Below are 24,571 nucleotides of genomic sequence, written 5' to 3'. Positions count from 1 at the left end.
CGGGTGTCCGATTTGGCGAAGCGGCGCCCTGGCGCCGACTCGACATCTCGAAGCATGAGAAACCTCATCCTCCGTCCGATGCACCTAATCTTCACCTATTCCTAGGCTCCCATACCCGCAAGAAGGCCTCTTAAGCTCCCGGACGAATAGTCGAATGTCTATTGTGTCGACAGATTGAACTCACCATTCGCGTGTCCACGCGCAAGTTAAGGCCAAAATCTCGCGGTCAGCGGTCAGCGGTCAGCGGTCAGCGGGCATCGGCACCCTCAGCATCAAAGACGTGCGCTGTGTGTCCTTCCCAGCCAGCCCCTCCCATGGCCTTGAACAGAGTGGCCGTTGCGGTCAGGCGGTCCCGAGCGGCCTCAACTGCCGTCAGCTCCGCCTCAAGCAGAGCCCGTTCGGCGTCGAGCAGCTCGAACCGCCCGGTCAGCCCCTCGTCATACTGTAGCTGGGACATGTCACGGGTATCCTCGATGGCCTCGAGCTGGCGCCCCACGGCTTCTATGCGGTCACTGCTCATGTCGTAGGCGATCAGGGCGTCGCGGACCTCGCGAAACGCGGTGGTTACGGTAATGTTGTACTGGGTCTCCGCCTGCGCCCGTAGAGATTCCGCCGTCTCCACCTGCGCTCGACTGCGCCCAAAGTCGAACAACGGCCCACCGACCGATGCGCCCAGCCCCCAAGTCTCGGAGGGTCCGGTGAATAGGTCGCCGGTGGCCGTGGCGGCGGTGCCGAGAACGGCCGAGAGCCTGACCTGCGGAAGCCGGTTCGCCTCGGCGATGCCGATTTCGGCGGTGGATGCCATCAACCCCGCTTCGGCGGCGCGGATGTCCGGTCGACGGCGGAGGATGTCGGCGGGCGTGTCCTCGGGCATGGCATCCGGTAGGCCCAACTCGCGCAGACGGCCTTCGCCGAAGTCCAGCTCGCCGAGCAGCTCGCCCGGCTGCGCACCCACCAGCACGGCGAGCGCGCTCTCCAGGGTCATGACCTGTTCACGCATCGGCGGCAGGCTGGCGCGGGTGGTCTCCAGATCCGATCGGGCCTGGCGCACAGCCAGCGCATCGGCACTGCCCTCCTCGTAGCGCGCCTCCTCAATGTCCAGAGACCGCTGCCGTGAGCGGACCGTCTCCTGGGTCAGGGCGAGCTGTTCCTCCGCGGCACGCAGGCTGATGTAGGTGGTCACTACGTCGGTAGCGACGTTCAGACGCACGGCATCGCGGCTGAAAGCGGACTCCAGCAGCATGGCCTCGGCGGCCTCCCGCTGGCTGGCGAGCCGGCCCCAGAGGTCCAACTCGTAACCGAGCATGCCCGAGACCGAAAACAGGTTGCCGGTGCCTGCAGTGCCCGGGAGCGGTGAGGTCGCCTCGGGCTGGCGTTCCCGCGCGGCTTCTGCCTGGGCATCCACCGTCGGCATGCGTTCGGCATCCGCCAAGCCAAGGCGGGCGTGGGCCTCCATCACCCGCTCGGCCTGCAACCGCACATCCAGGTTCTCTCCCAGGGCACGCTCCACCAGGTCGTCCAGTTCCGGATCGTCAAAGTGCGTCCACCACTCCTGCCAGTCGGCATCTTCGGCGGTGTCGAACAATTCGTGCTCCGGCCACTCATCGGGCAGGTCGGTTTCCGGCCGCTCGTACTCGGGTCCCACGGCGCAGCCCGTGATCAGGATCGTGGTGGCAGCCAGACTCAGTAGCTTACGCATGGGCTGCCTCCTTGCGTCGCCCGCGCCGCCCCTTCTGCCATGTGGCCAGGTCCTCCAGCAGTTTGTAGAACAGCGGCACGAACAGCAGCGCCAGGGTGCTGGCGGCGATCATGCCGCCCACCACCACGGTGCCAATCTCTTGGCGGCTGACTGCCCCGGCACCGGTGGCAAACACCAGCGGCAGGGTGCCGATGATGAACGTCAGCGCGGTCATCATGATGGCGCGGAAGCGCTGGCGGGCGGCCGCGAGTGCGGCGTCCAGAGACGACATGCCCTGGCTTCGGTTCTGGGCCGCGAACTCCACGATGAGAATGGCGTTCTTTGCCGCCAGACCGATTAGCACCAGCAGCCCGATCTGGAAGTAGATGTCGTTGGGGAAACCCCGCAGCGCCGAGGCAAGCGCCGCCCCGAACACAGCGAACGGAACTGCGGATGCGACGGCAATAGGCAAAGTCAGACGCTCATACTGGGCCACCAAAATGAGGAAGACCATGATCAGCCCCAAGGCGAAGGCAATGCCGCCGGCAGCCTCCGCCGCCTGGAGCTGGTAAGCCTCTCCGGTCCAACCGAGCAACTCATTGTCCGACAGCACCTCCGCTTCCACCGCCTGCATGGCGGCCAGGGCATCGCCGGTCGTATAACCCGGCGCCGGATCCGCCATGATCTTCGCCGCCGGATAGACGTTGAAGCGATCAATAATGTCGGGCCCGGTAGTGCGCTCCAGCGTCACCAGCGAGCTCACCGGCAGCATGTCACCATCGTCATTACGTACGAAGACCCGCCGGAGGTCGTCCGGGTGACTGCGGTAGGCGCTCTGGGCCTGCATGTTCACCTGCCAGTTACGCCCCTCAAAGGTGAAATCGTTGACGTAGTCGGCCCCAAACGTGCTCTGCAGGGCGCCGAACACCTGGTCGATGGGCACGCCCGCGGCGCGCGCCTTCTCCCGGTCAACCTCGGCGTGGTACCGCGGAATACTCGTATCCAAGGTAACGTTCACGTTGGCCAACTCCGGGCGTTCGTTGGCGGCGGCGACGAAGCGCTCGCCAATTGCTTGGATTTCTTCCGGTGACTCGTCACCACGCACTTGCAGAAATCCTTCTACGCCACCCGTCAGTGACAGGCCCTGGATGGGAGGCGGTACAAAGGCGAGGATATTGCCCTCCTGCATCTGCGCCCCCATGCCCATGAACCGGTTTGCGAGGCCCTGGGCATCTTGTCCCTCGCCGGTGCGCTCGCTCCAATCCGCTAGCGTGAGAAATCCGACACCCGCATTGGGGCGCAAAGCGCCGGCGATCATGTCGAAGCCGGCAAAACTCACCACCTCGTCCACCTCATCCATGCCGACCAGCCGGTCGGTCACGGCGTGCCGGAAGGCCTCGGTACGCCCCAGTGACGCGCCGGCGGGCAGCATGGGAGCCACCAGCACGAAACCCTGATCCTCCTGTGGCACGAGGCCATCAGCCATGCGCGAGAGGGTGAAAAGAGCCACCCCGATCACGGCAACGAAAGCCAGTACGCCCACAACGGCATGACGCAGGAAGAAGTGCACGACACGGACGAACCCATTGGTTAAACGGTCGAACCCGGTATTGAACCAACGCAGCGGCGCCACCGGCTCCTTGAGCGGTTTGTCCAGCAAAATGGCGCACATGGCGGGGGTTAGGGTAAGGGCAACGACGGCAGAGATCACCACCGAGACCGCAATGGTGATAGCGAACTGCTGGTACAGCTCACCGGTCAAGCCACCGAGAAAAGCCACGGGCGCGAACACCGCCACCAGCACCAGGGTGGAAGCCACCACTGCCCCGGAGACCTGCTTCATGGTCTCCACGGACGCGTGGTAGGCCGACAAGGCCTTCTCCTTGATGAGCCGCTCGACGTTCTCCATGACGATTATGGCGTTATCCACCACCACGCCAATGGCCAGGATGAGCCCAAACAGCGTCAGCAGGTTGACCGAAAACCCAAGTGCCTGCATGCCTGCGAACGTGCCGATCAGGGAGACGGGTATCGCCGCCAGCGGGATAAGCGTGCTACGCAGGTGCTGCAGGAATAGAAACGTCACCGCCATCACTAGCAGAAGCGCGATGACCAGGGTTATCAACACTTCCTGGATGGAGGCCTCAATGAAATCGGTGGTGTCGTAGGGGACCTCGTACTCAAGGCCCTCGGGGAACCGCGGTTCCATCTCCTCCAGCACGTCACGGACCCGCGCCGCCGTATCCACCGCGTTGGCTCCCGGTTGCAGATACACGCCAATGGGAACAGTGGGCTGGCTGTTGTAGGTGGCGGAGAAATCGTAGCTCTGAGCGCCAAGCTGAACATTGGCCACCTGCCCCAAGCGCAGAGACTGCCCGTCGGCGTCGCTGCGAATGATGACGTCCTCGAAATCTTCAGGGTCGGTCAGCCTGCCTGGCGTGCTGACGCTGAAGGTAAAGGCTTGATCGCCCTCAGCGGGCTGAGCGCCAATGCGACCCGCAGCGAACTGCGCGTTTTGCTCCCGCAGGGCCGAGGCAATGTCCGACGAGGTAAGCTGGTACTGCGCCATGCGCTCCGGATCAAGCCACACGCGCATGGAGTAGTCTTGGGCACCGAACAGCGACGCGTTCCCCACACCCGGGAGACGGACCAGTTCGTCGATAACGTTGAGCAGCGCATAGTTGCTGATGTCCACGTCATCCATGCTGCCGTCCTTGGAGAATAGTGCTAGGACCTGCAGGATATCCGTGGAGCGGGCTTCAACTCGCACGCCCTGTTGCTGCACTTCTTCTGGCAGACGTGCCAGCGCGCGCTGGACCCGGTTGTTGACGTTGATCGCCGCCTGGTCTGGGTCGGTACCCATGTCAAAGGTCACTACCAGCTGGATCGTGCCGGCGTCGGTGCTACTCGATTCCATGTAGATCATGTCGTCGACGCCGTTGATCTCCTGCTCCAGAGGCGCAGCCACGGACTCGGCGATCACTTCGGCACTAGCGCCCGGGTAACTGGCCTCGACCACGATTTCCGGCGGCACCACGTCCGGGTACTGTTCCACGGGCAGCGTGGCCAATGCCGCGCCGCCCATGATGAGTATGATGATGGAGACCACCGAGGCGAACAGCGGCCGGTCGATGAAGAAGCGGAACATCAGGTGCCCTCCTCATCGGTTATATCCACCGGTGCGCCGTCGCCGACAGAGGCGTGGCCGTTGATGATGACCCGGTCACCGTCGTCGAGACCGCTCAGCACGACCTGGTCACCGTCAACTACTCGCCCGAGCTCCACGGCGCGGGCACTGGCGTTGCCGTCGTCGTCCACCACATAGAGCAGGGGTCCGTCGGAACCTTCGCTGATGACCGTCTCCGGTACGCGGAACACGTCGTCCAGGGTCTCCAGAACCACGCGGATCCGCACGAACTGGCCGGGGATGATGGCGCCGTCCGGGTTGTCGAACACCGCTCGGGCGGTCACCGAACCGGTCCCGTGGTCGATGGTGCTGGCGGTGAAGTCCACTACACCGTTCTGATCGTACTCACCCCCCTCGGGCAGCAGCAGCGCGACCTCACGGCGGTAGTCCTGGTCGTCACCGTCGGCGGCGCGGGCGCGCCGCGCGGTGCGCTGGATAGCGGCATCGTCCTCTGGGAGGGCAAAGCGCACATGCACCGGGTCGTGTTGCACAATTGTAGTAAGCTGCGTGCCTGGATCCAGCAAGCTGCCTTCCGGCACCGCTTCCAGGCTTGTGACACCGGAAACCGGTGCCTCCACCGTTGCGTAATCCAGTTGCAGGCGCGCTTGGGTGACATGCGCCTCCGCCAACGATACGCCAGCTCGTGCGAGTGTCACGGCGGATCGAGCTGAGTCGCGCTCCCGCTCGCTGATGGCATCACGTTCATACAGCCGCTCAATCCGGCGCCACTCACGCTCGGCTTCTTCCAGGTCGGCCCGGGCAGATTCCCGCTGAGCTGCTGCCTCCTCTAGCCGCGCTTCGAACGGCTCCGGGTCTATGCGGAATAGAGCGTCGCCCCGTTCAACCAACTGTCCCTCCTGGTACAGCCGCTGTTCGAGAATGCCCTCGACCCGGGCGCGAACCTCCACCTCGCGTGCCCCGTGGACGCGACCGGCGTAGTCCTGATGCACATCCACCGTCACTGGAGACACGGCGACGACGGTCACAGGCTGACGTGGCTGATCCGATTCGCCGGGACCCAGTTCGTCCCCAGAACAACCGCCCAGCAACAAAGCAGCAAACATTGGTACGCCAACGGCCGCGATACGCCGGCCGTGGTTCTTTATTCGGAAGGTGGCCATCGCTGGCTTCTCCAGTTGTGTTCAGTCTTAGATGTGATGTGACCGCCGACCTGTCAGGATCAGAGAGTGTCCGGCTCAGATTCGGGTATAAGCATGCCGTGGAGCATGATGTCGACGATTAAGTCCGTCCGCCCAACTAAGGAAGACGTTTCGCCCGTGAGCCTGTGGGCGATAACCGTTCCGTACATGGCGTACGAGAAGAATCGGCCAGCTTCGGCGGAGTCTATTTGTCGGATGCGGCCTTGCTCCCTGAGCTGATCCATCAACACACTCCAGTCAGGCCGGTTACGCTCCCAGTGGACGAAGTACACCGGCTTTCCTCGATCCCTGAACTCGGCACGCTCCTGGATGAATAACTCGATGACTTCCGGGTGTTCATCGAAAAACTCCAGGTAAGACCGCACTGCAAGCCGCATCTTCTCTACCGGATCCCGACCCCTCTGTGCCGCAACCGACGCACGGGTGTTGATCGTTTCAACCGCGCGTTCCACGCAAGCGACGAAAAGATCTTCCTTCGTCGGGAAGTAGCGGTAGATGGTCCCTTTGCCAACGCCGATGGCATCCGCGATATGCTGAATATCCGAGCATCGATACCCGTGCTCGGCAAAGTGCGGCCCGGCAGCGCCTAGGATCTGCTCCCGCCGCTCCTCCGCCGAGAGCCGCGTGCGTTTCGTCGTAACCTGCTGGTCATGCTGTGTCATTAACTAACGGCCTACCCTGTTTCTCCACTGGACGTAAGCGGAATACGATCACTGTGACTTCGCTTGGGGTCGAGCCGTGGAGGACCGATCCCAAGCGATACTGACGGACGCGTCAGTCCGTACGATGGCAACAAACAGGACCCGAGTCAACTCCACGGGGCCGCCGATAAGCATATATTGCGGGACTGCGTCTCTCCAGGATCGGGTCTGCGGCGCCCCAGCTCCGACAAAACCCCAAGGGCACGGATGCAACCAGCTCAGAGGAACTTCGTGCCCAGTGCCGGTCCACCGGCCCACAGCAACTCGCCCAGCGGCTTTTAAAGATTCACGGGCAAAGCTACGCGTTGTGCCGAACGTCCTTCGCACCTTAACGCAGAAACCCCGACGCAAAATGCATCCGACCATAGGAGCCCATGCCACACCAACAACGACTTCCGCTCCCGCTCCGAAGTCATTCACAACTTCGGCAACACCACAAGTTCTTTGCAACGTGCTCGAAACGTGTGCGACGCCCGCCTTGCTTCCATGCGCCATTTCGATAGCCCCAGAAAGGGTGGCGCTTCCTCTTGCAAGCTAGGCCTCCTCTTCTGCGTTACACCCATGGAGACCTGGGAGGCATCGATATAGCAGGAATATGACTTCTGCGAGCCCGGCACAGCACCCAGCCATTGAAAGCGCCAGGAGGTCGAAAGGGCCCGTAAGGCCTGTGCCACACGCCGTGACAGGCGGCAGGCTTTAGAGGCCCTTTGTGACATCTCTAACCGGGCGCAATAGGGTTAATCCGTCAGATACGCACGGGCTTTTAGCGTCGAGGTTTCAGAGCGTTATCTTTTTTTCGTGTTTATTAATGCCGATCTATGCAGGCTTTGGCCTACCAGTGACGTGTAGGCTAATTCGGTCTACGAACCAGGTGGTCGGAGGTTCGAATCCTTCCGGGCGCGCCATATTCCCGAGAAAGGGCCCCCACATCGGGTGGCCCTTTTTCATTTGTCCGATCTCAAAGGACTCGAACCTCCGATAAATTCGTTGGTTCGATCCCGAGCGCAGCGAGGAACGTGTCGGACACGGGCCGACACCCGGAAGGGCCAGGCGCGCAGCGCCGCCGCTATCCTTCCGGGCGCGCCATACTTCAGAGAGAGGGCATCCAGATCCGGGTGCCCTTTCTCATTTGCAGGAAGCCCCAAGAAACCGAACCGCCGGATGAACGCGGCGGCCCGGCCGACCAAGCAAACAGCCCCTCATGTACCAGACCACTGCCCCCGCTCCCGACTCCATCTCCGGCCTCCGTCCCTGCTGGATGGATGCGCTGATCACACCAAAGGCCTCTACCCGCCTGCGGCACGTCGCCCTGGGCCTGGTGCTGGCGATCGCCCTGCTGGCCGCGGAGCTTGAAGCCGCGGCGGCGGGCTGGATCCTGCTCGGCCTGCTGGGCTCGGTCGCGGTGCTGGCCCTCTCGGTCGATCCGCGCTGGCTCTACCGCATGGCCTATCCGGGCGTGGTCGTACTGGCGGTGGCCGTCGCCGTACCCACCGCCTATGCCGCCTACATCCTGGGTCTGGCCGGGGCCGTCGCACCGGCGACCGTGTTCGCCCTGATCGCCCTGGCGGCCACACTGTTAGGCCCCGAGGAAGGCAGCCGCTGGCTGGAGCGCCGCAGCCGCGAAGAGGACCGCCTGCGCCGCACCTGATCAGCACGGGCACCTTTCCCGCCCCGCCCCGCCAGGCCAGGCCAGCCAGCAGCCAGTCACGTGACGAGCTCCCCTGGAACCATCTGGCACGGTTCAAAGCACCGAAATTGGCGGGTCGATCTCCGGACGCCCCTGGAGCTGGAGCTGAAGATCCCCTGGCGAACGCGTAGCCGAAACCGCAAGCACAAAAAAGCCGGACACCCCGTCAAGGGGATGCCCGGCGCAATCGAACAGCCGAGGCGGGCTAGCCCCAGATGTCGTAGGTGATGCCCTTGTACCAACCTCGGGTGTATTCGGCTTCCCGCTTCCTGAAATCCGCGCTCTCGCCGGAGGGACTCACGCCCCCTGAACCGTCCACACCCGCCTGAGCTCCATCCTTGTATTGATACACAGCCGCAACACTGACCCCATGATCGGGCGTGATCAGGCTGTAGCAGGTGTTGGCGGACGAGGGATCGAAGGGCTCCTGATCCATCAGTTCGCGCACGATCGCCGCGGCGACGATCTTGCCCTGGTTGTTGGCCGAATGACCGGACTTCGGCATGGCACCGGCCACGCTCGAATCCCCCAGTACGTAGATGTTGCCGTCCATCTCCGACTTGAAGGTGCGCTGATCCACCGGGACCCAGCCCTCGTCATTGGTCAGGCCGACATCGTGGGCAATCTTCGCCGCATGCTGATGCGGTATGAAGTTCATCACGTCGGCCTTCACCCGCTCGAAGCCCTCTTCGGTGATCGCCATCTTCTCGCCAACGTCGATCTCCTGGACGTTGCCACCGTCGGACGCACCACGCCACTCGATCATGTCGCCGTAGTGCTCTTCCCAGCCTTCCTCGAACAGGCCCTGCTTGGAGAAGTTGTCCTTGGCGTCGAGCACGATGATCTTGGATTTGGGCTTTTCCTGTTTGAAGTAATGTGCGATCAGCGAGACACGTTCGTACGGCCCCGGCGGGCAGCGGAACGGGTTTGGTGGGGCGACCATCACGAACACGCCGCCATCCGGCATGTCGGTCAGTTGCGAACGCAAGATGCGGGTCTGCTCCCCGGCCTTCCAGGCGTGCGGGATCGCCTCGGCGTCGTCTTCGGAAATCCCTTCGACCGCGTCATAGCGAAAGTCGATACCCGGCGACATCACCAGCTTGTCGTACTTGACCTCGTCGCCTCCGGCCAGATGGACGCGACGCTTGTCCGCATCCACAGCCGTCACCGAGTCTGCGACGACCTTGATCCCGTGCCGGTCACGCAGGGCGTCGTACGTCTGGGCGATATTGTCCATGTCCTCGAACCCCCCGATCACCCAGTTACTGCCGTAACAGGTGTGGTAGGTCGAATTGGGCTCGATAAGGGTCACGTCCAGCCCCGGAGAAAACGTCTTCAGGTACTTGGCGGCCGTAGCCCCACCCGAACCGCCGCCGACCACGACGATACGTGCGCCATTGGAATAACCACCGGCGATCGCGCCACTGACCCCTGTGACGGAAGCCAGACTCGTAATGCCGAACGCCTGCAAGAAGCGGCGTCGATTGAACTGTTGCATGATGGACCCCCTGTTCAGAATCGGGCGAAGTACGACGCCATGGCGTCGATTTCTTCGTCGGTGTAACCCTTGGCGTGACGATCCATGATCGTCGCGTCACGATCGCCATCACGGAATGCCCGCATCTGATTGGCAATCAACTCCGGTGACAGACGAGCGAGATCCGGTACGCCTTCTTCGGCACCCGCGGCGTTGTGACATGCCTTGCACGACGCCGCCATTAGCTGCCCTCGAGTCACTTCGTCGTTATCCGCCAGCACAGTGCCGGGCACCGCGGCGGCCATCAGCAGCGAGGCCGCAAACCCCGCCATGTATGTACGCGTCGTCATTGAACAAACTCCTCCACTTGATGTGAATAGCCACTTTGTCGGCCGCCTTCTGGGGCTGCCTTCCTCCTCGATCCCGGTGTTGGCCCCGGGTTGAATGGTCTGACATTCCTTATCCGGCCTCTGTCCCTGCACTCACAGGGACCGGACATTCCCTGAACACCCCGCCAAAAAAGGGTCGGGCATGCGTACCCGACCCAAGCGACGGAGAACAATCATGTTGCCGGTTCGCAGCGGAACCGCCGGCATCCTGGCCGGACAACATGCTTCCTTCCGACAGCCGGCTTGTCCGCAAAACTCAAGCCGGCCACTGACCCTTGTTTCCGCACGAACGCTGCACGCCCCTCTCCAGGAGGGAGGGTGCCACCAACGCTTCAATGGCAGGGGGTCCATTCGCGGTGATGAATTCGCGGGCCAAGGGTCTCGGCCTTGTCCTTGGGGCCGACAGCAAACTTCACGCCAGCTTAATAAACCACTATTAATCCGTGAGTTACAGGTTATGTGGAAGCGGACAGGCGTTTCAGATCGCATCGTTGTTGCAACGCTTTTGAAACAGCACTCCCAAACGTTCGAATATATACATCCATTACTTCTTCAGAATGAAAGACGATGTTTCCGCGGGAGATTGTCATATGAACAGGCAGATATCGGAGTCCCCGGCGAACTCAAAAAAAGCCGCCGCACCCGCGTATTCCAGTCCGTCGATGAACTCGTCGGTGTCCATGTCGAAGAGGTCTACGGTCATCTGGCAGGCGATCATGCGCACGTCGGCCTCCAGACACATCTCGCGCAGGTCCTCGAGATCGGAGACCCCCTTCGCGGCCATCTTCTTTTTCATCATGGTCGTCATCATGCGCTGCATGCCCGGCAGCCCCTGGAGCATCACCGGCATGGGCATGGGCATCGGCATCCCCGGATTGCCCAGCGACGTGACCTGCAGATCCATCTTCTTGCGCAACAGCTGCAGCCCGTAGAAGGTAAAGAACACCTCCACTTCATAGCCGAGCGCGGCCGCCGTCGAGGCCAGAATGAACGGGGGATAGCCCCAGTCCAGACTGCCCTTGGTGGCGATAATCGCCAGCTTCTTCTGCTCGCTCATAAGAGACTTCCTTTGATTTCGTAAAAAGCAGACCCTCGCCTACATGGATCCTCGGTTGCCCCCGTCCGCTTTCGCGCGGCGCGTTCGATTCCAGTCGCGGATCATGGTGCAGCCCACGCACAACCCGAGGGCCGCCAGCGTGCCCCAGATGGATATGGGGACCATCACCATCGCCAGTACAAAAAGAACCCAGGCCATCACGGTCATTGTTTTCTCCTCGGCTCCCTGGAAGCCGGTCGGTCAGTGGGGCATCCAGGGCCCCGGGGGCCCGCCACCCTGAAACGGGTTGAACATGTTCATCGTGCCCATCGGTCCGCCCACGTTTCGGTTCAGGTTCCACATGTCCCGCTGCATGCCGGACGTGGAGGCGGCCATCAGCTCGGTATCGCGCGTCATCGAGGCAATGCTGAGCTGCATCGCCGCGGTGTCCTCGCTGATGGTCCCGACATGGCTGTCCACCCGTTCCATGCTGGCGGCGATCTGCTGCATTCGTTCGTCTACATCCGACATGTGCCCCGCGATCACGGAGAGATCGCGATCGACCACACGCGTCATCTTGCTAATCTCCTCGGTCAGCCGGCTGACGTCGTTGGTGAGACTGGTGATCAGCCAGAACCCGTAAATCGCCAGGATGATGAAGGCCGTCAGGGCCGAGTACACGACAAGCTCCAGTCGTCGGGCCCTCAGATAGGCCTCATCCGCCTCCTCCGCAATACGTTCGTACTCCGGCGGATCAACGCCGGGCCCATGGGACGTTCTCGCATAGGGGTCCTCAGTCGCCATCAGAACTCACCCCGTGCGGCGCGATCGATGATGGTCTCGAGCGACTCTTGGACAAACAGCGCCTGTTCGTAGAGTTCTTCCGGCAACGGCCGGCCACCGTGGATCATCGGATCGAGGTTCAGCGTCATCAGCCAGAGCTGGCCCTCTTCGTCTTCCTGGAGCACGATGCGGCAGGGGAGATAGGCCGCCATGGCCTGGCTGTGCCGCACCATCTGCGCGGCGATTCTCGCGTCGCAGAACATGTAGATCTTCAGGAACGGGAAGTCTTCACCAGTAACGTTACGCACCTCCTCGCTCATCGGCATTTCGCCAACGTTGGCAATATTCAGTTCGTTGGCGACCATCCTCAGCGTGTCTTCCACCTCGCCAACGTCCAGGCCTTCTTCGACCTTTCTCTTGTATACCGTGGCCTCGGCCATATCGCCGGTTTCCAGCACCGTGCGCGCCATGCGCGCGTAGACCGTCGTGGCCTGTGAATCGAGGGCCCGAGCGCCCCCGGCGTAGGGTTGAAGAACGTAGATCGCATAGCCGACAGCGATCACGGCCAGCAGGCCGATAATGGCCAGTACATTCCAGATCACTCGCATGCCTCTATCCTCCTTTGGTGCCTTGTCAGGCTTGTTGTGAGAGCGGCGCGTCTTGTTGTTCGTATTCGCGGTCTCGCTTGCACTGTTGGTCGTCCGGCTCTACTTCCGGCGCCGCCGCCCGGGCTTGCCGAATAACGCGATCGCCAGGGCCTCCAGTTCCCGTGAAGCCTTGCCACGGGGTTCCAATTCGCGCACGGACAGTCCTTCGCTGAACGAACGACGAAACGCCATGCGTTGTTTCAATCGGGGAGCGAGTCGTTTCACGCCCGGGATCTGCCCCAGTGCGTCAAAGGTCTCGTCGGTTTCACGGACCGCCTGGTGCGTATCCGCTCGGTTAATGAACACGAGGATTTGCGGACGTCCGTCCGTCTGGTGTGACTCCTGTACCCGGCGCACGAAACGCTGGGTGGACCAGACATCGGCCTGACTCGGGGGGACGGGGATCAACAAGCGATCCGCACTCTCCAAAGCCTCGAACAAGGACCCCATGTCGGATGCACCCACATCGACGAGGATCTCCTGCCAAGCCTGCTGACCCTGTTCCGCAACCGCCTTGAGCGACGTTGCATGCTCCAGCGCAGGTATGTAGCCCTCTTCCTCGCGAACCTCCAGGACATCGGTAAGGGTCCCCTGGGGATCCAGATCAACCGTGCATACCGAGCGCCCCTGCTCGAGCAGCCAGAGTGCGAGATTGAAGGTAACGGTGCTCTTGCCCGTACCGCCTTTCAGATTGGCTACGACGGTGCGCATGCATACTCCCGCGGTTCAGCGTGTTGCCTGGGAAAAATGGGCCCGCCCCTGGTGGACGGGCCCCACGAATGACCGGCAACCTCAGTTGCGGTCACCCTCGCCCTGCGGCATCTGCTGCTGCGGCATTTGCTGCGGCATCTGCTGCTGCATCGGGCCGCCATAGCCCGGGCCCCAGCCGTAGCCAGGATGGCCGTAGTAACCCGGGCCATAACCATGCCCGTGACCATAGCCATGACCGCGGCCGTGACCGTGACCATAGCCATGGCCGTGACCGCGACCGCGGGCGGAGAAGTCAAAGTCGCCCATCATGTCGCTCATCATGTCGCCCATGCCCCAGCCACGGCCGTAGCCCGGGCCGCCGAAGAACGGCGTGCCGTAACCCGGGCCGTAGTGCCCCGGGCCGTAGTGCCCCGGGCCGAAATGCCCAGGACCAGGACCATAGCCGTAACCCGGGCCATAACCGGGCCCGCCCCACTGGGCAGATGCCATCATCGGAACGGCCAGGCCGCCCATGGAAACCGCAAGAACGGCTGCTTTAATGAAAGTCTTCATGGTGTTCCCTCCATTTGGAGTGTGTTGCCCTCGATATTCGTGACGCCGGGACGAAGAGGGCGGTCCCGCACCGGCGCTTTACTTATGCCCTCAGGGTGTGAACGGAAACCCGCCCATACCCCACGGCATCATCCAGGGGAATGGCCCACCAGCTGGGCCTCCCCATCCACCGGGCCCGAAAGGTCCGGGGTACGCCCCGTAAGGGCCCGGATACCCGGAATACGGACCTCCATGTCCGTGGTAACCCCATTGGGGTTGACCGGGGTGAGTCCGTGGTGCCTGCACGTCGGCACGCTCCCGAGTTCTGGTGGGGTCGTAGTCCGGGTCCGGGAACTGCAACCTGGGCTGCGCCGCCTCCGCGGCTGGGAACTCCGGCGCCGGCGCCACGCCGGCCCAGGGGTTCACACGCTCGCGCGCCTCGACACTGGCACCGGAGACCCCCCAGGCCAGAACGACGGCCACGAGCAGCCCGAGGACGGGCTTGCCCCTTCCGGCTGCCAGCCCGCGAGCGCATGAACCGATGTGCACGGCGTTCACCATCGGTCGCTCAGTAGCCGCCCTGCTCTTCCATAGCCTCGCGGCGCTCGCGCATGGCCTCCATGCGTTTTTCGCGCTGGCGTTCCATCTCTTCCATGTACGCCTCACGGCCCTTTTCCATGGCTTTCATTCGGGCTTCGTGCATGGCCTGCATCTCTTCCATGTACTCCTGGCGCTCGGCGTGCTGCTTCTTGATGCGCTCGCGCATTTCTTCCGGCATGTCCTCGGGCAGGTCATCCGGATCGAACTCGGGCATGGAGCCATATCCCGGCCCGTGCATCGGGCCCGGCATGCCGTATTGCGGCTGCGGGCCGTAGCCGTGTCCGTAGCCGTGTCCGTATCCCGGCCCGTAGCCCGGATAGCCCTGGCCGTAGCCGTGGCCATAACCCTGTCCATGACCCTGGCCGTAGCCGCGGCCATAGCCGTGACCATGACTGCGACCGGACATGCCGAAGCCCATGTCGCCGGAGAACTGCCGCTGCTGCATCATCCCGCCGCCGGGATGACCGCCCCAGCCGTGTCCGCCCTGAGGCCCGTGGCCATAGGGACCCATGGGTGCGCCCTGCTGGGCCATCTGGCCACTGGCGCCGTCCTGGTCATTGGCATAGTCGTCGGCCTGGGCCGCACCCAACGCCAGGGCCGTGGCCATGGCGAGTCCGGTCAGCCCCGTGATCAACGGTTTTTCAAATGTTTTCTTCATTGCGTACCTCCAGATTGAATAGAGAATCGAGATCGTTCATTTCAGACGGATCCCGCGTCGCCCGCGGCCTTTGGCGGATCCGCCACTGCTGCCCCCTGTACCCTTGCGCGCACCGCTCGAACGGCCCGCCGTACTGGAGGTCTTGCCTCCTTCTGATGCGGACGACTGGCTGGTCGCCTTCTTCTTGCTGGACTCGGAACTGGATGGGGTCTTGCCCGCCGGCTGGCCGGAGGCCGTAGTACCGGACCGGCTGGACGAGGACCTGGAAGAGGTCTTTGCAGACCGGCCACCGCTCTTCCCCGCTTGCGTCGGTTTCGTACTGGTCTTGCGCACTGATTTCTGCTTTGTGGCCGGCGCGGCGCTCGTACGCCGGGAAGAACCCTGCCCGGAACCTGACTGCGCTTTCGCAGCGGGGGAGGTGTCCTCGTTCTTCGACTTCGTGCGACTGGATTTCGGCGGTGGTTCCGCGGGGGCCTCGGGGTGTTCCGGACCGACGGAGGAATCGGCCCCATTGGGGGCTTCGACGGTCGACCCACCCGATGTGTGGGCCGGGCCCGAGCCCTGCGGGCCAGAACCGGAACCACCCGGTTGCGGACCCGCGCCGCCACTCGGGCCCCCCGGCCCACCGCCCCCGCGCCACCAGTTACGCAGCAGGCGGAAGATCGCCAGCGCCAGGTCCCGCATCCCTTCGAGGAATGCCAGCACGAGGCTCTTCAGATACAGGCCGGCCAACTGGACCGCCTGAGTAACCGGACCACCATCGCGCGGACCAAACAGGTCCTTCTGCTGACCCGAACCCAGGGGCGCCTGCCCAGGGCCGGCGGAATACGCGGCGTTACCACCGTCGGCATCGACCGTTGAGGGACAGAAAGCCCGCCGACCGGATATACAGCCCAGCGGGATCACTAGCAGGGTCAGCAGCGTGGCCACCACGGTGCCGAACATCAGCGAGATCGCCATGCCCTGGAAGATGGGATCGAACAAGATCACGCTGGACCCGGCCAGAAGCGCGAAGGCGGTGATGATGATCGGGCGCGTACGGGCCTGGCAGGCCATGATCATGGCCTCGCGCACGTCATGGCCCTGATCGACGGCCTGACGGCCGAAGTCCACCAGCAGTATGGAGTTGCGCACGATGATCCCCGCGAGGGCGATAAACCCGATCATCGAGGTCGCCGTGAACTCAGCGTTGAGCAGCCAATGGCCGGGGATGATCCCGATCAGCGTCAACGGGATCGGCGCCATGATGATGCCCGGCAAAACAAAGTTGCCGAACTCCCAGACGACCAGCATGTAGATCAGGATCAGCGCGATCGCGAAGGCGATGCCCATATCGCGGAAAGTCTCGTAGGTGACCGTCCACTCGCCGCCCCACTCGAATGCCACCGATCCGTCGTTGGCTGGGGGCCCGATCCAGTGCGGCTGCACTTCGCTGCCGTCCGGTGCCGTGTAGTCCGCGAGCTGCTGCTGGACCTCGAGCATGCCGTACACCGGCGCAGCCAGGCGCCCCACGACCTCGCCCGTCACATACTCCACCGGGCGCAGGTTCTTGTGGTAGATCGGCTCGTCCTGCGGGCGCTGGACGAAGCCACCCAGCTCGACCAGCGGGATCAGATCACCATTGCGCGACGCTACCGGGAGCAGCTCCATCTGCCGCACGTCTACCCGCTGTTCGTGTGGCAGCCGCAGCTGGATCAGGTGTGGCTCGACCAGGGACTGGGCTTTCACGTCGCCCACGATCCGACCGTCGAGCGCGGTCTGCAGGGTGCGGTTGACCGCCTCCACCGTGACACCGCGACGCAGCGCCTTGTCTCGGTCGACTTCGAAGTGCCAAACGTTGTGCGGCGCCTGCAGGAAGGTGTCCACGTCGTCGATGTGCTCGGCACCGGCGAACATCTGCTCCAGATCGCGGGCAACCGTCCGCCGCGTACTGGCATCCGGCCCGTAGACCTCGGCGACCACCGACTGGAGCACCGGGGGGCCCGGCGGCATCTCGACCACCTGGATGCGAGCACCCGCGGCTGCCGCGAGCGGTGCGAGCCGCTCGCGCGCCTCCGTGGCGATCTCGTGGCTGGAGCGGCGGCGATCTCCTTTGTCCACCAGCTGCACCTGCAGATCGCCCTGCCAGGGCTTGTCCCTCAGGTAGTAGTGCCGCACAAGACCGTTAAAGTTGAACGGCGAAGCAGTCCCGACGTAGCTTTGCACGCCGGTGACTTCGTCGAAGCCGCGCAGCACACCGGCCATTTCCTCGCTCAGCGTGGCGGTCTCGGTCAGCGCCGTCCCCTCCGGGAAGTTGACCATCACCTGGAACTCGGGCTTGTTGTCCAGCGGCAGCATCTTCACGCGCACGTCAGTGGTGAAGAACAGGCTGACGACCAGGAAAAACACCAACACAATCCCGATCAGAAACGCGTAGCCGCGCCAGCGGTGATCGGCCAGCCCGGGGATCGCCCAGCGAAAGAACCCACCCAGTCGTTCGGCCTGGCGGTGCTCCTTCTCCGTCGCCTTGGCGAGATAGCCCATGCTGGGTCGCAGCCGTTGAGTCAGCCAGGGGGTAAAGACAAACGCGGCCACCAGAGAGAACAGCATCGCCACCGACCCCAGCACCGGGATCGGCTGCATGTACGGGCCCATCATTCCGGACACGAAGCCCATGGGCAGAAGCGCCGCGATTACGGTAAACGTGGCCAGAATCGTGGGATTGCCCACCTCGCGGACCGCATCAACCGAGGTCTCGGCATCGATCCCGCGTTTCATCAGCCAGCGGCGATAGATGTTTTCCACCACCACGATGGCATCGTCGACCAGGATCCCGATGGCAAAGATCAGGGCAAACAGGCTTACGCGGTCGATGGTGTATCCCAGCACCCATGCACTGAAGACCGTGAACAGGATGACCACGGGGATGACCACCAGCACCACGATGGCCGCACGCACCCCGAGGAACAGCCCCACCAGGATGGTCACCGCAAACGTCGCGATGAAGAGCTTGAAGATCAGCTCGTTGACCTTGTCGTTGGCGGTCTTGCCGTAATCGCGCGAGACGGCGACCTCGACATTGTCGGGGATGGTGTCGCCCTTGAGCTGCTCGAGGCGCTCCAGTACGCCGTTCGCCACCGTTACCCCGTTACTGCCTGGCTTCTTCGCAATCGCGAGCGTCACAGCGGCAGCACCATTCGCCGCTGCATCCGGGTCCGCGGCGGCGGCGCCGGAGTAGTGGCGCACGAACTGATCAACCTCGCCCGGGCCGTAGATCACCTCGGCCACGTCGCGCAGGTAGACCGGCTGCCCGTCGTCCACCGCCACCAGCAGTCTTTCCAGGTCCTGTGCCCCGGTGAAAAAGCGCCCCGTATACACCGGCGTGCTGAGGCCGCCGCTCTCGATGCGTCCAGCGGTGTCTTCCAGATTGGCCGCCTGGATCGCTTGCTCGACCTGATCCAGGCTCACCCCGAACCCGGTCAGGCGATCGGGCTGCACCTCTACCCGAAGCGTCTCTTTGCGACCGCTGACGACAAAGCTCTGGCTGGTATCGGGGACCTCATTCAGCTGCTGTTTGGCCTCCAGCGCAATCTGCCGCAGCAATGCATCGTCCACCTCGTGCGACCAGAAGGTCAGGTTCACGATCGGCACGTCATCCGCACCCTTGGCCCGAACCAGTGGCTCGCTGGCCCCGGGAGGGGTCAGATCGCGATGGGCCAGCAGCTTGTCATGCACCTTGACGATCGACGATTCCATATCCTCGCCGACGTCAAACTGCACGGTGACCATCGCCTCGCCCCGGTGAGAGACGGAGTACACGTTGTCCACGCCCGAAAGCTCGCTCATCAGGCGCTCCAGCGGCCGGGCGACCAGGCTGGCTACCTGCTCCGACGGCACGCCGGGATAGGTCACCATGATGTCGACCATCGGCACCGAGATCTGCGGGTCTTCCTGTCGCGGCGTGACGATGAGCCCGAGGATCCCGATCGCGATACTGGCCAGCAGCAGCAATGGCGACAGCGGCGAATGGATAAACGCGGCCGCCATGCGACCGGCGATGCCGGGCTGATGGTGGTGGTTGTCACCACCGTCTTCCGGCGACGATCCGGAGGGATTGTTGGTGTGTTCAGACATGCGTCGGTGTCGGTTCCTTCCTCACCTACATCTGCGCCCCGGGCGCGAGGCCCGGAGTAGCGGGAGGGTGGTGGTAGCCGGAGGCGCCAGGCGTCGCAGGGGCATGAGAAGGCCGCTGACGCTCGCCCTGCAGCAGGACGTACTCGCCAGGCTCCAGACCCGAGGTCACGACCACCTCGCCATCCCGCACCGCACCGAGCCGGACGGCCCGGATCCGGGACTGGCCTTCGCCGTCGACCACCGCGACGCGCGGCAGCGCCCCGCCCGGAATCAGCGCGCTCTGAGGGATCAGCGCATGGCCGGGTGCGCTGTCGGCTGACGGCAGACCGACCGAAACGTGCATACCCGGGCCTCCGGAGACGCCTCGTGGCAGATCGAACTGCACGGTCACGGTATGCCGACGCGGGTCAGCCATGGGGAAGATCCGGGACACCCGTGCCTGGACCGTGCCCCCGGCATCCAGGCGGGCGGGCACCACATCGCCCTCGGAAAAGGCGGCAACCAGGCGCACCGGTACCTGCGCTTCAATCCGCAGGTAATCGACATAGCCAAACGTGACCAGCGGCTGCCCGGGCTGAACGGTGTCGCCCGGTTCCACATGCTTGCGCATCAGCAATCCGTCGAACGGGGCCTCCGAACGCGTCTCGCGAATGGCCGCATCCAGTTCCTCCACTCGCGCCCGCGCCTGCTCCCAGCGGGCCTGGGCCTGATCGACGCCGACGTAACGGGAGTACAGGTCGGTATGCCGATCCAGCGAAGGATCACCGAACCCCATGAACTGCCCCATGGGCCGGGTGAACATCTGGTCGAACATCGAGGGCATACCCATGCCGGGCATCTGCCCCAGGCTGCGCGACTGAGGCGAGATCATCTCGCGCCCGTACTGCATGCGCGCTTCGTTGATCGCGGCCTCGGCCACCCGCATCTCGGACATGGCCGCGCGCCGCTGGGCCAGCAGACGGTCGTCGGAAATACGTGCCAGGAGCTCGTCCTGCTCGAAGCGATCGCCTTCGGCACCGGTGAGTTCCACAACCCGCCCCGCGGTCTGGGCGCTCAGGGTGACCTCGCGAAACGGAATAACGGTGCCACTGACCGTGCGGTATTCAGGAGCCGCCGCCCGGACCTCGACCATTTGACTGCTGGCGGCAGCCGTACCAGAGGCACTCGCCAATATCGTGGCGAGCAGGGACAGGACCACAAGAGCAGCCCTCGATGACCTTGTCACGTTCTCCCTCCTACGCCGGACCCCGGGGCTCCGGCGAGCTCGACGTTCTTTATAAATAGCCCAATTTCGAAGAAACGGACCTTTTGGCGGCCTGGACGCCTGGAGAGACAGGGAGAGATGACACCGCACCAGTTCGACAGCAGGCCCGCTTCATGCCGGGCGGAGGAAGCAGAGTCTATGCCAATATACGAAACTACTTATTTATCAATAAGTTCATCTATATTTTCTTATTTTTTAAACCTGGTGTTGCAACAGGAATGCAACGATGCTGCAACGTACGCGCAACGTTCTGCAGCAATCAGAAAAGGCCTTGCATTTGCTGCCAGGACCATTGCCACCTTTACTTCACTGGCCGTATGCTCGAGATAAGACCTCGCACAAACAAAGCGGGGCGGGAGGAGACATGACCGGTACGGAGTTGGCGAAGATCTGCATACGGCACAGCCGCGATCCCCACCTGATCGTCGACCATCAGAATCAGGTCCTTTACGGAAATCCCGCCTTCTTCCAGCTATTCCGACTATCCGAAGACATACCCCTTTCCCTGGAGCATTTGGGCCCCGTCAACCTGCTTGCCGAATTGCATGCGGCTTCGCCCATGACCGCCACCGAAGTCCCGCCTCACCTCGACTTCAGCACCCGACTCGAACTGCACGGCGAAACCCTGCCGGTGCGCGTGATCACGCAGTCGATCCGCATGCAACGGGACGAACGTCTCCGCCTGTTGACCCTTCAGCCGCTGCGCAGGCGCCCCGACGAGAACTGCGAACCCCTGACCTCCAGAGAGGAGGCCCCGGAGGCTGCGTCGGCGGTTGTGGATCCAGTGCATCCGCTGGTTTCCCGGGACCCCGAATGCCGCAAAGCCCTGCACTTCGCCCGCAAGGTGGCGTCGAGTGACGTGCGGGTCGTGTTGCTGGGCGAATCGGGTACGGGCAAGACGCACGTCGCACGGGCGATGCATGCCCACAGCCCGAGGGCATCCGAACCGTTCATCGAGGTGAACTGTGCGGCCATCCCCGAGGAACTCCTGGAGTCCGAGCTCTTCGGTCACATTCGGGGGGCATTCTCCGGCGCCATCAGCGACCGGGTGGGGCGTTTCGAAGCCGCAGACGGGGGCACGCTTTTTCTCGACGAAATCGGCGAGATGAGCCCGAAGCTGCAAGCCAAGCTTCTGCGCGCGGTGCAGGACGGTACGTTCGAACGTGTGGGGGAGAATCAGCCGCGTTCGGTAAACGTCAGGGTCATATCCGCATCCAATCGCGACCTGACGGCCATGGCCGCGAACAACCAGTTCCGCACCGACCTGTTCTATCGCCTGGCGGTGGCCAGTGTGTACCTGCCGCCACTACGGGAACGCCCGCTCGATCTCGCCGAAGCCATTTCCCAGTTCGAGCAGAGGCACCAGGTGGTTGTGGCCGACGCGTTGCGCAACAAGCTGCTGAACTATTCCTGGCCCGGCAACTTCCGCGAGATGGAAAATGTCTTCCAGTGCATGTGCTTGCGCGCCAAAAATGGGGTCATACATGACTTCCCGCTCTCCGACCCTCTGGCCCCCGGCCTGGCCGGAATGCGGGAGGCCACCTCCAACCTGAACGCAGCGGCACAGGACTATGCCCCTGCCCCCTCGTCCCGGATGGAACACCCCGAAGCGCGACGGCTGCGCGAAGCCCTGGTTGCGAATTCCGGAAACCGCACCCGGGCCGCTCGCGCCCTGGGGATCGACCGCACCACACTCTGGCGCAAGATGCATCGTTACAATATGACCTAGCCACAATCTGATCGAGCCGCCGGACCTGGTCTGGGTCCCGAACCGACCGCCCCGATCGTCCGGGGCGGGGCTTTTCATGTCACACGCAACACACTAGACGGTCAATCGTATGCGCCAGATGTCCCCCCGGGAATTGCAGGATCACCTTGCCGAGACGGACCAGCCGCCGGTCCTGCTGGATGTACGCGAGCCCTGGGAATACCAGCGCTGTCGCATCGACGGCTCGAAGCTGCTCCCGATGGGCGAGATTCCGGCGGCGTACCAGGAGCTGAACCCGGACGACGAGATCGTGGTGATCTGTCACCACGGAGTTCGCAGCCAGCAGGTGTGCTGGTTTCTTCAGCGGGCCGGCTTCAGCAAGGTGATCAATCTGTCCGGCGGCATCGACGCCTGGGCGCGTGACGTCGACCCGCATATGGCGACCTACTGATACCCCGTGCGCGGGCTCCCGGCGCTGTCGGTCATCGTCCCGGCCTGGAACGAGGCACAGTGGCTTCCGCACACCCTGGCAGCCCTGCAGCAAGCCCTCGCGGACGTGGATCGACGAACCGAGATCATCGTAGTCGACAACGCCTCCACGGATTCCACCCCGCAGATCGCACAGCAAGCCGGCTGCCGCGTCGTGTTCGAGCCGGAGCGGCGCATAAGCCGCGCCCGCAACGCGGGTGCCCGGGCCGCCTGCGGCGATTACCTGCTGTTCGTTGATGCCGATACCTGGCCGGACGCCGATCTGATCCGCACGACACTCGACGCCCTGGACAGCGGCAAGGTCTGCGGCGGCGGCGCACGCGTCGCGTTCGATCACCTGACCCATCGCATCTACCGCTGGGGTGCGGCGGCCTGGAACACCCTGTCGGCGCGGCTGGGACTCGCCGCCGGCTGCTACGTCTTCTGCACCCGCGAGGCCTTCGAGGCAGTCGGGGGGTTCAGCGAGCGGGTTTATGCGGGCGAGGAGGTGTTCCTGTCGCGCGCGATGGCGCGCTGGGGCCGCCACCACGGGCAGCGGTTCCGGATGCTGGAGACACCCGTGTTGACCTCGGGACGCAAGGCGGACTGGTTCAGCCCCGCCCAGCACATCCTGGTGGTGCTGCAGGCCCTGCTACTGCCCTGGAGCCTGCGCTCGCGCCGGCTGGCCTGGTTCTGGTACACGCGCCCGAAGGGATGATGAGCGCCCGTTGCGCGCTACTGGCGACGGGCGGCGTCGAGACGCGCCATTAACGTGAGCAGGCGCATGATGTCCGGAGGGGCGGTGTCGCCGCGATACTCGCGGTACAGCGTGTCCACGTTGACCGCGATCCGCTCGGCATCCCCCCAGTTGGCGTAGTCGCCCAGTGCAATGTCGAACGCGGCCTCCTCCGCCGGCATTCCGGCTTCGAAACGCGCCCGCGCCTGCGCATCGATGTACACCAGATAGTCACGCACGCGTCGGGCACCGGCCTTGTCGGTGATGGGCCCGTGGCCGGGCACAATCAGCTCGACATCCATCGCCAGGATCCGGTCGATCGCGGCGATCCAGTTGCCCACCGGGCCAGCCCACATGATGGGTGTCCCTTCGATGAACAGGATATCGCCGGTGTAGACGACCCGGTCAGCCGGCACATGCACCAGCACATCCCCCTGGGTGTGAGCGGGACCCACCTCGATCAGCTCCACGGCCTTGTCGCCTACCGTCAGATCGAGCCGCCCGGAAAAGGTGCGGGTCGGGAGTGTCAACTCCACTCCACCGAAATCGAACGCACCGAACGAGCGCTGCAGGTACTGCCCTACCTCGCCCATCGCGCCGCTTTGCGCCATCAGGCCGGCCAGCATCGCCGGCGGCAGCTCCGGCATCTCGTCGGCACTGGCCTGTGAAGCAATGATCTCGGCCTGGTGCACCAGGCGGTTGCCAAAGGTGTGGTCACCATTGGCATGCGTATTGACCAGGAGATTGATATCCCCCGCGGCGATCCCGGTCGCGGCATCCATTTGCGCGAGCATCTCGGCCGTCAGGCGCTCGTCGAACAAGGTGTCGACCAGCAGCGCCTCTTCGCCATCGCGGATCAACCCGGCATTGCTCCAGCCCCAGCCACCATCGGGCTGCAGATAGGCCCAGGCGCCGTTCCCCAGGTCATGCAATCCCTTGCTGTACGAACTCGGCCCCCGCTTCCCCTGCGCCGTGTGGTCGTGGCTGCACGCCATGCATCGCTCCCGATCGGAAACGGCCAAGCCTGCCGCATGGCC

20 protein-coding genes are annotated in these 24,571 nt (G+C 63.7%); 4 read left to right on the top strand and 16 right to left on the bottom strand.

The features are described 5' to 3' along the window. Positions 1-247: 247 nt before the first annotated feature. The 4 genes from F791_RS0101235 to F791_RS0101220 all read right to left on the bottom strand — a co-directional run bounded on the left by F791_RS0101235 (position 248) and on the right by F791_RS0101220 (position 6,687). Positions 248-1,699 (bottom strand): efflux transporter outer membrane subunit, encoded by a 1,452-nt coding sequence (locus tag F791_RS0101235; RefSeq protein WP_019592058.1) that lies wholly within the window; start codon positions 1,697-1,699, stop codon positions 248-250. Beyond that, positions 1,692-4,826 carry an efflux RND transporter permease subunit gene (locus F791_RS0101230; protein ID WP_019592057.1) on the bottom strand — a complete coding sequence of 1,045 codons (3,135 nt, stop codon included), beginning with the start codon at positions 4,824-4,826 and terminating at the stop codon, positions 1,692-1,694. The genes F791_RS0101235 and F791_RS0101230 overlap by 8 nt, the downstream gene beginning before the upstream one ends. Next, complete coding sequence (locus tag F791_RS0101225) at positions 4,826-5,851, bottom strand: efflux RND transporter periplasmic adaptor subunit (RefSeq protein ID WP_231364676.1); 1,026 nt, start codon at positions 5,849-5,851, stop codon at positions 4,826-4,828. The genes F791_RS0101230 and F791_RS0101225 overlap by 1 nt, the downstream gene beginning before the upstream one ends. A gap of 194 nt (positions 5,852-6,045) precedes the next feature. Continuing rightward, entirely contained in the window at positions 6,046-6,687 is a 642-nt protein-coding gene (locus F791_RS0101220; RefSeq protein WP_019592055.1) for a TetR/AcrR family transcriptional regulator, read from the bottom strand. A 1,297-nt stretch (positions 6,688-7,984) separates the two neighbouring features. On the opposite strand from F791_RS0101220, the gene F791_RS0101215 reads away from it, so the two are divergent. Further along, on the top strand, positions 7,985-8,374 hold the full coding sequence (locus tag F791_RS0101215; protein ID WP_018174391.1) for a hypothetical protein: 390 nt from the start codon (positions 7,985-7,987) through the stop codon (positions 8,372-8,374). A gap of 244 nt (positions 8,375-8,618) precedes the next feature. Here the strand turns inward: F791_RS0101215 and F791_RS0101210 are convergent, their stop codons facing one another. The 11 genes from F791_RS0101210 to F791_RS0101160 all read right to left on the bottom strand — a co-directional run bounded on the left by F791_RS0101210 (position 8,619) and on the right by F791_RS0101160 (position 20,490). Further along, positions 8,619-9,911, bottom strand: a complete 1,293-nt coding sequence (locus F791_RS0101210; protein WP_019592054.1) for an NAD(P)/FAD-dependent oxidoreductase — start codon at positions 9,909-9,911, stop codon at positions 8,619-8,621. A 14-nt stretch (positions 9,912-9,925) separates the two neighbouring features. Beyond that, the gene (locus tag F791_RS0101205; RefSeq protein ID WP_019592053.1) at positions 9,926-10,240 is read right to left on the bottom strand and encodes a c-type cytochrome; all 315 of its coding nucleotides are present in this window, start codon (positions 10,238-10,240) and stop codon (positions 9,926-9,928) included. Between the two features lie 625 nt (positions 10,241-10,865). Next, positions 10,866-11,336 (bottom strand): DsrE/DsrF/DrsH-like family protein, encoded by a 471-nt coding sequence (locus tag F791_RS0101200; RefSeq protein WP_018994867.1) that lies wholly within the window; start codon positions 11,334-11,336, stop codon positions 10,866-10,868. A gap of 39 nt (positions 11,337-11,375) precedes the next feature. Next, entirely contained in the window at positions 11,376-11,543 is a 168-nt protein-coding gene (locus F791_RS13735; RefSeq protein WP_018137714.1) for a hypothetical protein, read from the bottom strand. Between the two features lie 33 nt (positions 11,544-11,576). Next, the gene (locus F791_RS0101190; RefSeq protein ID WP_018137713.1) at positions 11,577-12,119 is read right to left on the bottom strand and encodes a methyl-accepting chemotaxis protein; all 543 of its coding nucleotides are present in this window, start codon (positions 12,117-12,119) and stop codon (positions 11,577-11,579) included. Beyond that, on the bottom strand, positions 12,119-12,706 hold the full coding sequence (locus tag F791_RS0101185) for a DUF302 domain-containing protein (RefSeq protein WP_018137712.1): 588 nt from the start codon (positions 12,704-12,706) through the stop codon (positions 12,119-12,121). Before F791_RS0101185 ends, F791_RS0101190 begins: the two co-directional genes overlap by 1 nt. A gap of 99 nt (positions 12,707-12,805) precedes the next feature. Then, positions 12,806-13,456, bottom strand: coding sequence for a division plane positioning ATPase MipZ (locus tag F791_RS0101180; RefSeq protein WP_018137711.1), 651 nt, complete (start codon positions 13,454-13,456; stop codon positions 12,806-12,808). Between the two features lie 81 nt (positions 13,457-13,537). Then, positions 13,538-13,969, bottom strand: coding sequence for a sulfur globule family protein (locus F791_RS0101175; RefSeq protein ID WP_018137710.1), 432 nt, complete (start codon positions 13,967-13,969; stop codon positions 13,538-13,540). A 586-nt stretch (positions 13,970-14,555) separates the two neighbouring features. Continuing rightward, positions 14,556-15,245, bottom strand: coding sequence for a hypothetical protein (locus tag F791_RS0101170; protein ID WP_018137709.1), 690 nt, complete (start codon positions 15,243-15,245; stop codon positions 14,556-14,558). A 36-nt stretch (positions 15,246-15,281) separates the two neighbouring features. After that, entirely contained in the window at positions 15,282-19,358 is a 4,077-nt protein-coding gene (locus F791_RS0101165; protein ID WP_019592052.1) for an efflux RND transporter permease subunit, read from the bottom strand. Positions 19,359-19,383: 25 nt separating this feature from the next. Beyond that, positions 19,384-20,490: an efflux RND transporter periplasmic adaptor subunit gene (locus tag F791_RS0101160; protein ID WP_018175521.1), complete on the bottom strand. Its 1,107-nt coding sequence runs from the start codon at positions 20,488-20,490 to the stop codon at positions 19,384-19,386. Positions 20,491-20,986: 496 nt separating this feature from the next. Between F791_RS0101160 and F791_RS0101155 the strand changes: the two genes are divergently transcribed. The 3 genes from F791_RS0101155 (at position 20,987) to F791_RS0101145 (ending at position 23,516) form a co-directional block, all read left to right on the top strand. Further along, positions 20,987-22,351, top strand: a complete 1,365-nt coding sequence (locus F791_RS0101155) for a sigma-54-dependent Fis family transcriptional regulator (protein WP_018137706.1) — start codon at positions 20,987-20,989, stop codon at positions 22,349-22,351. Positions 22,352-22,460: 109 nt separating this feature from the next. Beyond that, positions 22,461-22,781 (top strand): rhodanese-like domain-containing protein, encoded by a 321-nt coding sequence (locus tag F791_RS0101150; protein ID WP_018137705.1) that lies wholly within the window; start codon positions 22,461-22,463, stop codon positions 22,779-22,781. A 6-nt stretch (positions 22,782-22,787) separates the two neighbouring features. Then, entirely contained in the window at positions 22,788-23,516 is a 729-nt protein-coding gene (locus tag F791_RS0101145) for a glycosyltransferase (RefSeq protein ID WP_018137704.1), read from the top strand. 17 nt (positions 23,517-23,533) lie between these two features. Here F791_RS0101145 and F791_RS0101140 read toward each other — a convergent pair whose 3' ends face one another. Beyond that, positions 23,534-24,457, bottom strand: coding sequence for an MBL fold metallo-hydrolase (locus F791_RS0101140; RefSeq protein ID WP_018137703.1), 924 nt, complete (start codon positions 24,455-24,457; stop codon positions 23,534-23,536). Positions 24,458-24,571 lie beyond the last annotated feature (114 nt).

It is taken from the genome of Thioalkalivibrio sp. ALRh, assembly GCF_000381425.1.
Lineage (GTDB): Bacteria > Pseudomonadota > Gammaproteobacteria > Ectothiorhodospirales > Ectothiorhodospiraceae > Thioalkalivibrio.
Note: the sequence above shows the minus strand (reverse complement) of the source record. Positions and strands in the feature narration are given on the sequence as shown.